Genomic DNA, 6,828 nt, shown 5'->3' on the forward strand with positions numbered 1-6,828 from the left:
ATGGCGGCCATCAGGATCAGTCCTCCGGCATTGACCAGAAGTGTACTCATTGGTTCCCCCTCTTGCCGGCGTTATTGCTGGTTCTGAAAAACCGCAGCCGGTTGGCATTGGTGACCACCGTAACCGAGGACAGCGACATGGCGGCGCCGGCCAGTATCGGGCTCATCAACATTCCCCAGACAGGGTATAACAGCCCGGCTGCCACCGGTATACCCAGGGAGTTGTATATAAAAGCACCAAACAGATTCTGGTGGATATTACGAACGGTAGCCCGGGATATCTCAATGGCATCGGCCACACCATGAAGTGAGCCGCGCATCAGGGTGATGCCGGCGCTTTCGATGGCGACATCGGTCCCGGTGCCAATGGCAAAACCGACATCAGCAGCAGCCAGCGCAGGTGCATCGTTGATACCATCGCCTACCATTGCCACGGTGTAGCCCTTGCCGCGCATTTCACTGACGATGGTGGCCTTGTCTTCCGGCAATACCTCGGCGCGGTAATCGTCGATCCCGGTTTTTCGGGCAATGGCGCTGGCAGTGGCGTCCACGTCGCCGGTGACCATCATCACCCGTATGCCGGCATCGTGCAGGCGGCGGATGGCGTCCTCGGAATCCTGCTTGACGGCATCGGCAACACCGATCACGCCCACGGCCTCACTGCCCAGGGCCAGGAACAGGGGGGTTCCGGCTTCGGAGGTGATGGCATCCGCTTCCTGCTGAAGTGCTTTCAGATCCACGCCCTCGCTTTCCAGCCAGCGGCGATTGCCCAGGCGCACCGCTTGACCGTCAAGCTCGCCCTTCACACCCTTGCCGTTGAGTGCTTCAAATCCGGTGACATTTTCCGGGCTGGCATCTTCATCTTTGGCCTTTGCCATAATGGCTTCGGCCAGGGGGTGTTCCGAGTGCTGTTCCAGGCCCGCCGCCAGGGCCAGCAATCTGCCGGTGTTGTCGTCGGTGGCATGGAAACGGGTGACGGCGGGGTGGCCTTCAGTAATCGTGCCGGTTTTATCGAGTATGACCAGGTCAAGCTTGCCGGCGGTCTGCAAGGCGTCACCCTGGCGGATAAGCGCGCCGTATTCCGCCGCCTTGCCGACACCCACCATGACCGACATGGGGGTAGCCAGGCCCAGGGCGCAGGGGCAGGCGATGATCAACACCGTGGTGGCGGCCACCATCATGTGAACCACCGCCGGCTCCGGCCCGATGTTGTACCAGACCAGGGCAGACACCACGGCAATCAGCATCACCGTGGGGACGAACACCGCAGAAATCTTGTCCGCCAGGCGCCCGATAGCGGGCTTGGAGCCCTGGGCTTTCTTGACCAGACGGATGATCTGGGCGAGGGCGGTTTCGCTGCCCACGCGGGTGGCCCTGTAGATGATCGAGCCGTGGGTATTCAGGGTACCGGCGGAGACCTCGTCGCCCTCGCCCTTGCTAACGGGCATGGGCTCACCGGTAAGCATGCTTTCATCAATGCGGGTTTTACCCTCGGTGATTTCCCCGTCCACCGGGAGTTTTTCCCCGGGGCGGACGCGGATATGATCGCCAGCCTGGACCTGTTCCACCGGCAGGTCCTGCTCCTCGCCGTCACGGATAACCCGGGCTGTTTTTGCCCGCAGATCCAGCAGCCGTCTCACCGCCTCCGAGGTTTTGCCCTTGGCACGAAGTTCCAGGGCCTGGCCCAGGTTGATCAGGCCGATAATCATCGCCGAGGCCTCAAAATACACGTGCCGCGCCATTTCCGGCAATGCATCGGGAACGCTGGCCACCACAATGGAGTAGGCCCAGGCAGTGCCCGTGCCCAGGGCAATCAGGGTGTCCATATTGGCGTTATGATGACGGAAGGCCTTCCAGGCGCCGGTGTAAAAGTGACCGCCGGTGGCAACCATTACCCCCAGGGTAACAAGGCCCAGGATAATCCAGGTCATCTGGTTATCCGGGGTAACCATCATGGTGTTGAAACCCATGCCCCAGATCATCAGACCCAGACCCAGGCTCAGGCTGATCGCCATCTTCACCAGCAGAGTCTTGTACTGCTTGCGGTCCTCTTCCTGCTTGCGATCATCCGCCGCATCGGGGTCGTGGATCACGCTGGCGCCGTAACCAGCACTTTCCACTGCTGCAATCAGCGTCTGCGGATCAGCATGCCCGGTGGCCGTGGCGGTATTGTCCGCCAGATTCATATGGGCACCGGTGATGCCATCCACCGACTTCAGTGCCTTTTCAATTGTGTTCACACAGGAGGCACAGGTGGCACCGGTTACCGCCAGATGAATCTGGTCGCCGTCACTCGCAGCTCCGGTTTTACCCGTTTCCTGTTTCGCCCGGGTTTCGGTCTGGTCCTGATCTTTACCGTCATGGCAGTGGTCACTCTGCGGAACCGGACCATTGGCCGAAGACTCTGACGCGGTCAGAGGCGAAGCGGGGTAACCGGCCTCCGTGACAATACGGGCCGCTTCGCCGGTATCAATGCCGTCTGGCAAAGCAACCGTCTGCTCGTCCAGATTCACCTCAACCCGGTCGCCACTGCCGGTCAACGGCTCCAGAGCGCCACGAATCTTGCGAACGCAACCCTGACAGGAGGCGCCGGAAATCGACAGCGCCGGATGTAACCTGGTGTGCTCATTCATGGCGCATCACTCCTTTTTGCCTGTTTCCGGGACGGCCTCGTCCCAGTGTTCGATAAGCTGGCAGATCGTGTGTCCGTCCGGCGTGCCATCCGGCATGTCCTGCCAGGCAGAAAGCGCCGCGTTCATACGATTGCGAAGCTGCTGCAGCTCGGCAATTTCACGCTCCACCTCGGCCAGCCGCTGCTGGAAAACGTCCCGGACCATGGGGCAGGGGGAATGATCGTCCTCCGCCTGCTCCAGAATCTGCCGGATCTCCGGGAGCGAAAAGCCAAGTTGCCGTGCCTTGCGGGCAAACCGAAGCCGGCGCAAATCTTCCGCATCGTACAACTGGTAATTGTTGTCCGGATTCCTCGCAGGTTTCAGCAACCCTTCCCGGGTGTAAAACCGGACGGTATCGGGGTTAACCCCGGCACCCATAGCGATCTCTTTAACTTTCATAATTCAGACGACCAGCAAAATTGTTAATCAAGTGAGTATCGGGAACGGCGTTCCCGACATTCACGATTGGCACCCAATTACGAGTAATGGATTGAACTATAAGAGTAGCCTAAAACCTGTGAGCTACTCACAGGTCAAAGGTTTTTTCAGCGAGAGGAGTCTTTTGACCTGTCAATCCAATTCGAGACTGATATCCGATCTCATGATGTCTGGCAGTTTTAACTTGTTGAATTAAATGTCTTTATGACTGTATGAGGAACGGCTTAAACCCGAAGTTACCAATCTAAGGTGAGATTCAAAATCGGTTCCCCAGGATTTCAACGAGAAAAGGTTCAGCGGTTTATTAGCAGGACCAAGCAACGCCAACCACACCCCGGCAGATCATGGAAGTAAAATGATTACATGGCAGTTTAGGGGGTGCTTAGCTAAGCTACGGTTTTACGCAATTTTTAGCAGATAACAGTTTCAATAATTTTCCGTAGTCACGAGGCGGTCAGGTCCCTAGCATGCCGGAGAATGACACCCAATACCTGTTAGGACATGATGATGGAATCATTAGAGAACTTGCCTATTATAGAAATTCTCACAGCCGCTCTGGTAGTTATTACTGGCTTCTACGCTTGGGCTACCTATCATATCTTGAAGGCAAATAAGCCTGTTGTTGATGTGATGCAGGAACAGCATGAAGCCATGAATCGCCCGTAGATTACAGTGGCACCAAAGCTGGAGGCTGACAACCCGATTTTCTATCTGACGATTTACAACTCAGGGCGTACGTCTGCACGTAACTTAAAGCTAACTCTTGATAAGTCTTTCCATAAATTTGGTGAGAAAAAGCCCGGCAGCGATTTAGCAGATTGTACCGCCTTCACCCAGCCAATAGATGCTTTTTCGCCTGGCTCGAAGGTCTATCTCGACCCGATATTGATCAACAAATGAGCTAAAAACAGGCCCTATTCTTAAAATCTGGAGCACTCGTTGATTGAAAACGCTTCCAGATTTTACGTAGGAGCACAATCGGACAAAGGGGCGGGAGTTTTTCTACAGCCTCGTTAGGCTCAGGAAGTGTTTACTTATATGGAAAAAAAGCACGAACAAATAAAAATAGGTCAAAGAGACCTTGAAAGACTAGCTCTGCAAGTTAGAAGGCGATATCGACGTGTAGCGAGGAAAGGGCAAAGTGGCAGAGGCAGCCAAGAATTTATGGTGGGTCGTGCTATTGCCTCCAAGTCTAGCTCTGCTTCGCGGTTAAAGCCTTCATACGAACAAATCCATAGCACAGCCATATCAATGGGGTTTGGTGTTGCAGAAGCCATCGCACTAGCTGCACTTTTATTTTCTATATGGAGTCACTTTAATCCGAAGGTGTCCAGTCAAGCATCAAAGTGCCAAAAGCTTTTAAATGGAAGGAGATGCGGCCATGAATTCGTTCACCAAGAAAAGGTAGTCGAAGATGGCATGGTATATATAGCCCTCTGGTGCATAAAGAAACACGAAACAAGGCTTCGGGTAGACTAACCTTAACAGGTTCAGGCAGGGCGACACCCTCTACGCTGCATTCTCGGCTCCAGTCCGTGGGTGCGCACGCTGCAAGCGTTAAACGTCTTTGCGAGTAGGAATTGCTAGTGACAGTAACCAACCCCAATAATGATTATTTAAATGGGCCTGAATCAGAAAACTATTTGTCAGGGCTTGTGGATGCATTGGATACGTTAGCTCCTTTCTTGACCAAGAAGCAACAGCATGCACTTGAGGCCGACCTTCAGACTGCCGGAATCGCATTCGATGAACCGAAATATTTGCAAGCTGCTTGTGAGACGGCGATCTCCGCAACACTGGCGGAAATGTTTCCCGAGTCGTTTGTCTACGAAAAAGAGACTAAGCCACCGAAGAACGTCGATTGCGCGTTTTCGCACAGTGGCATTAAGTTCAATTTGGAAGTTAAATGTCCAGATTACTCAATGAAACATACCATCGATGGTCAGAATGCCTTCCAGGCCGGGGCGTTCGGAAGAATCGATGACTACGCTTCGATAGTTGAGAAACTTCAGAACGAGGTGTTTGATTCTCGGAACAACCCAAATGCTGACCCTCACAAGCCGCTAATCAAGCAGCAACATATGGATAACAAGCTCAAGGATTTTTTGTTGTCTGCCAGCGGGAAATTTGCAGAAGACACAGACGAAGCGGAGCTGAATGTATTGGTCGTATGCTGCTCTGATCGGATGGACGTACAAAAGTGGTTTTTCTATATGTATGGCTTACAAGGGTTATTTACTCCGCAGTCATATTATCCTCCATCCGAATACAACAACGTTGACGTGGTGGTGCTGACAAATACCTATCACCGCCATCATGGCTACAAAACCAAGGACAAGCTGCTGGATCACTGGGATTGGAGGAGGTCGTTTAATCTCATCTTCTCGAATCCCATGCGAACGCTGGATAAAAAAAGCGCGATTTGGAAATTTGTTAACCTTATTCCGAACTTCTCTCGGGAATTAGAGCAGTTCAAAGTGACGAATGGATTGGATGAGATGCGCATTGTTCATTTCATAGTTGAAGAGCTTTTGGGCAAGGGCCGCTACTATTTTCAACCAGACATCTAACCAATGCAGGCACGGCGACGCACTTTCTATTGCGCTTTCAGCTCAGCTCCAAGGGCGCGCATGCTGCAAGCATGAGGGCTAGAAAGGCAAGCTTTGGGCAGCCGCCCCCGCAGCGCCTTTACTCATTCCAATTGCCAGCAATGCCTCCCTCAGCATACTTTTTTTCTGCCGATTCGGAGAGTTTGTCATTACCCAATAGTCAGTGCCTGGGATTTGCTTGGGTTGCGTACTGTTTCCCGACTTCTCAATTTCCTCTCTGCTCCGTGAAAAGTATTTTCGCTCCCGCCCCTGGATCTCCAGTATGTGATCAAACGTATCGGGTTTAATTTTATATGCTTCACCTAAAATGAAGAGAAACTGATCTACAGCAGTCTTAAACTCCAAACTCGGGTGCTCAAGGGCTTGAGCAAGTTCATGGTGTCGGGGGGCTGAACCCCCTTGTGCATCATTGGATAGGCCGAGGATGCGGCGGAGTATGCTGTTTGCAGATTCACCGATTTCCAAGGTCTGGCTGGCAATGTGGATGTACAGCTCGTTATCAATTTCTATGGTGCGCATGGCTTTTCTCCTCATCAAGGCCTTCAAACACAATAAAGCGCTTTAAACGCTTGATCAAGAATTTTGTGCTGAGCTAGACTACCCTAATCAATAGTTGCAGTTCGTCACAGGCCTGAAGGCCCTTCACCTGAAGCCCTTGTCTCTGCTTCACTGCAAAAAGATCGCAGTTGAACAAAAGCGTTAGACAATAAAGGTTGGTACCCTATGATTGATGAGAGGGGGCGACTGGAATTGCCTCTGTACCACGGTACGTCTAGCTACTTCTTAGCCCAAATCAGAAAGCATGGTCTTGGCGGGTTCCGTGACCCGAAGCTTTTTGACGCGGAGATTTTGGCCAATTTGGCACGCGCTTTGGACAATATTCAAAACTCCACCGAGTGGTGGGACTTAAACTCTTTCGTTGTACGGCCAATGTTGGAGCAACGAGTCACCGGTGGCGGGTTCAACTTAAGGTATGGGAGCACATATCTTACTCCGAGCAAATCGACCGCCTGCCGTTATGCAGAAAGCAATCACTTAGGATCGGGTTCTACCCCGTTACTGCGGACATTCCTAAAAAGAGGCACACTGTGCCAAAGGAGTGTTCATGTC

5 protein-coding genes are annotated in these 6,828 nt (G+C 52.8%); 2 read left to right on the forward strand and 3 right to left on the reverse strand.

The window, feature by feature from the left end:
* Positions 1 to 46 precede the first annotated feature (46 nt).
* Positions 47 to 2,632: a heavy metal translocating P-type ATPase gene (locus DIT71_RS06180; RefSeq protein ID WP_114612312.1), complete on the reverse strand. Its 2,586-nt coding sequence runs from the start codon at positions 2,630 to 2,632 to the stop codon at positions 47 to 49.
* 6 nt (positions 2,633 to 2,638) lie between these two features.
* Positions 2,639 to 3,070 carry a MerR family transcriptional regulator gene (locus DIT71_RS06185; RefSeq protein WP_114612313.1) on the reverse strand — a complete coding sequence of 144 codons (432 nt, stop codon included), beginning with the start codon at positions 3,068 to 3,070 and terminating at the stop codon, positions 2,639 to 2,641.
* Between the two features lie 711 nt (positions 3,071 to 3,781).
* On the opposite strand from DIT71_RS06185, the gene DIT71_RS06190 reads away from it, so the two are divergent.
* The gene (locus DIT71_RS06190) at positions 3,782 to 4,009 is read left to right on the forward strand and encodes a hypothetical protein (protein WP_114612314.1); all 228 of its coding nucleotides are present in this window, start codon (positions 3,782 to 3,784) and stop codon (positions 4,007 to 4,009) included.
* A 686-nt stretch (positions 4,010 to 4,695) separates the two neighbouring features.
* Positions 4,696 to 5,679, forward strand: coding sequence for a hypothetical protein (locus tag DIT71_RS06195; RefSeq protein WP_114612315.1), 984 nt, complete (start codon positions 4,696 to 4,698; stop codon positions 5,677 to 5,679).
* A gap of 78 nt (positions 5,680 to 5,757) precedes the next feature.
* Here DIT71_RS06195 and DIT71_RS06200 read toward each other — a convergent pair whose 3' ends face one another.
* Positions 5,758 to 6,237: a replication initiation regulator SeqA gene (locus DIT71_RS06200; RefSeq protein WP_114612316.1), complete on the reverse strand. Its 480-nt coding sequence runs from the start codon at positions 6,235 to 6,237 to the stop codon at positions 5,758 to 5,760.
* Positions 6,238 to 6,828 lie beyond the last annotated feature (591 nt).

The sequence above is a fragment of the Marinobacter vulgaris genome, from assembly GCF_003344045.1.
Lineage (GTDB): Bacteria > Pseudomonadota > Gammaproteobacteria > Pseudomonadales > Oleiphilaceae > Marinobacter > Marinobacter vulgaris.

What these genes read in the sequence shown, in the direction of transcription:
- DIT71_RS06180 (WP_114612312.1), bottom strand. Translation starts at nt 2,632, where the DNA reads ATGAATGAGCACACCAGGTTACATCCGGCGCTGTCGATTTCCGGCGCC.
- DIT71_RS06185 (WP_114612313.1), bottom strand. Translation starts at nt 3,070, where the DNA reads ATGAAAGTTAAAGAGATCGCTATGGGTGCCGGGGTTAACCCCGATACC.
- DIT71_RS06200 (WP_114612316.1), bottom strand. Translation starts at nt 6,237, where the DNA reads ATGCGCACCATAGAAATTGATAACGAGCTGTACATCCACATTGCCAGC.